Origin of the sequence: Pseudomonas sp. K5002, assembly GCF_013386655.1 — a bacterium.
Lineage (GTDB): Bacteria > Pseudomonadota > Gammaproteobacteria > Pseudomonadales > Pseudomonadaceae > Aquipseudomonas.
In genome coordinates, this window is the sequence record NZ_JACARK010001531.1 from 1 (window position 1) to 1,103 (window position 1,103).

General features: G+C 63.2%; 2 protein-coding genes. One reads left to right on the forward strand and one right to left on the reverse strand.

Annotation, left to right across the window (positions count from 1 at the left end):
• On the reverse strand, positions 1-617 hold a 617-nt coding region (locus HX846_RS37735), incomplete at its 3' end, for an aldehyde dehydrogenase family protein (protein ID WP_178967527.1).
• Positions 618-721: 104 nt separating this feature from the next.
• Between HX846_RS37735 and HX846_RS37740 the strand changes: the two genes are divergently transcribed.
• Positions 722-1,103 (forward strand): LysR family transcriptional regulator (locus HX846_RS37740; RefSeq protein ID WP_178967528.1); only part of this gene is annotated, 382 nt, incomplete at its 3' end.

A 1,103-nucleotide genomic window follows, 5' to 3' on the forward strand; every position in this document is an offset into this window, starting at 1 on the left:
ATGCGCGGGTCGGCGATGGCTTTGGACACGCCGTCCTGGGTGACGTTGATCACTTCGAACAGGCCATCGGCAAAGCCGGCGCGCTGGAAGGCTTGTTTCATCAGGTACGCGCTGCCCATCACGTTAGGCGCGTGCTTGAGCACGTAGGTGTTGCCGCTGAGCATGGTTGGCACCGCGCCGCGCAGCACTTGCCACACCGGGAAGTTCCACGGCATTACAGCGAGGATCGGGCCCAGCGGGCGGTATTCGATCTGGGCGGTGCCGTTGTCCACCAGGGTGGCTTCCGGGGCCAGCATGGCCGGGCCGTGGGCGGCGTACCACTCGGCGAGTTGCGCGCATTTTTCGATTTCGCCACGGGCCTGGGCGATCGGTTTGCCCATTTCCAGGGTGATCATCTGGGCCATTTCTTCGGCCTGGTCGCGCAGGGTGCTGGCCAGGGCCAGCAGTAATTCGGCGCGCTGGGCGACGGGGGTATTGCGCCCGTTGCGGAAGGCGTTGATCGAGCGGGTGAGTGCGGCATCCAGCTGCGCCTCGGTTTCGTACGGGTAGCTGGCGACCGTTTCACCGCTGGCGGGGTTGATCGACAACGCGTGGGTCTGGGAGGAAATGGAGTTCATGGCACCGTCCTGCGCAGTGAATGGGATGGAGGCCAGCGTACGGGGCTGTATCTTTTTCGGAAACTGAATAATATTAAGCAATACGTTCACGTTTGGAGAATGATTTGGATCTGGTCCAGCTGGAAATTTTCAAAGCCGTTGCCGAGCAAGGCAGCATCAGCGCTGCCGCGCAATTGATCCATCGCGTGCCGTCGAACCTGACCACGCGGATCAAGCAATTGGAGCAGGACCTGGGCGTGGACCTGTTTATTCGCGAGAAGAGCCGGCTGCGGTTATCGCCGGCCGGGTGGAATTTCCTCGGGTATGCGCGGCGGATTCTCGACCTGGTGCAAGAGGCCCGGGCGACGGTGGCGGGGGAGGAGCCCCAGGGCGCGTTTGCGTTGGGCTCGCTGGAGAGTACGGCGGCGGTGCGCATCCCGGCATTGCTCGCGGCGTATAACCAGAAGCACGCCAAGGTCGAGCTGGACCTGACCACCGGGCCGTCCG